General features: G+C 55.2%; 2 protein-coding genes. One reads left to right on the forward strand and one right to left on the reverse strand.

From position 1 onward, the window contains the following. Positions 1 to 345, reverse strand: a 345-nt coding sequence (locus VKV29_RS06905; RefSeq protein WP_324200572.1) for an acetyl-coenzyme A synthetase N-terminal domain-containing protein, incomplete at its 3' end; no start/stop codon positions are given. 181 nt (positions 346 to 526) lie between these two features. Between VKV29_RS06905 and VKV29_RS06910 the strand changes: the two genes are divergently transcribed. Further along, a partial coding sequence (locus VKV29_RS06910; RefSeq protein ID WP_324200573.1) for an MFS transporter occupies positions 527 to 1,439 on the forward strand: 913 nt, incomplete at its 3' end.

Genomic DNA, 1,439 nt, shown 5'->3' on the forward strand with positions numbered 1-1,439 from the left:
TTGGCGGTAGGTGAGCGTTCTCGTATCGCCCGGCTCGCCCTCCCATAGAATGGCGACTTTATCGGGGTGTGTTTTTAGGTGTCGGTCTACGCAGTTCACGCTGACGTTAAGCTTGCCGCCCAGGAACCATTTGGCGTGAGGCGGGTTCCATTCAAGGATGCGGTGCCACGGCTGCATCCAATCCAACTCTGCAGCGAAATCGGCCCAAAACTTCTCGAAGTCCGCCGCAGCGCGGTCGTAGATTTCTGGGTCGCGTATATTGGCCTGGCGTGCGAACTCCGGTGGCGGAGGAAAGGCGTAGTCGAGCTGCCATCCGGCGGTGCCGGCTATTGTTTCGACGGTCATTTCCTTTGCAACTCCTTTGTCAATAAGGTTTCTAAAAACTTTTTTTCTTCATCTTCTCCCGCGAATCCTGCTTTCGTCTTTTCAATAGGGAGGCAACAACAGCCTGCCTTCAAGGTAACATAGTTGCCGGCAGACGATGGCACACGAGGCCACGTCCCCATTTTGCCGGGTTTCAAGAGGCATGGAGGATATTCAGACGCAACACGTGCAAAAAGCGGAGGTTGCCAACGCGCGTCCCCTGAACCGTTGGGAGGTGCTAAAAGGGCTGCAGATATCCATTTGGGAGGGCGCAGCAGCCACCGTATGGATCACGCTAACCGGTGGAGCATTTCTCACGGGTTTTGCGCTTTGGCTTCATGCAAACAGTTTTGCCATCGGCCTTCTAAGCGCTATCCCCACCTTAGCAGCCCTTACCCAACCGATTGCGGCCTACTGGGCGGAGCAGAAAAGCGCCCGTAAACCGTTTGTAGCCTGGTGCTCTTTTTGTGGACGCATGCTTTGGTTGCCCATTCTACTTCTGCCCTTTTTCTTGCCAAAGTCGTTGGCACTGCTGGGTTTTCTGTTGCTTTTTACGATCTCTGCCATTCTCACAAGCATGCCTCAACCTGTCTGGACTTCTTGGATGTCCGACCTCGTTCCACCCGATCATCGGGGCCGTTATTTTGGGCGTCGCAACATGGTGGCCGGTTTTGTGGGCATGGTTGTTGGCATGTTAGCGGCTTGGTTTCTCGACTACATGGTGCATGGCAAGCGGCACCCTGCGATGGGGTTTGCCGTGGTCTTTGGGGTGAGCCTGTTGGGCGCTGTGTTTTCGCTTATCCTCATTTTGCGTCAGCCGGAGCCGCCTCCCTCTTCGGTTACGACCCAAGGAGAGGAGCCACGACAAAGCTTTCTGGAACACTATCGTGCTCCGTTTGCCGACCCAAACTTTCGTGCGCTTCTGCTATTTAGCGCCGTGTTCTGCATCGGCCAGTTCGTGGCCGCCCCCTTTTTTACGGCCTACGGTCTGCAGATACTCCACCTGAACTATGTTTGGATGCAGATTCTCGCTGCCGTGGTGGGGGTCAGCAACATGTTGGGTATGCCCCTATGGG

The sequence above is a fragment of the Chthonomonas sp. genome (genome assembly GCF_035294165.1).
Classification (GTDB): Bacteria; Armatimonadota; Chthonomonadetes; order Chthonomonadales; family Chthonomonadaceae; genus Chthonomonas.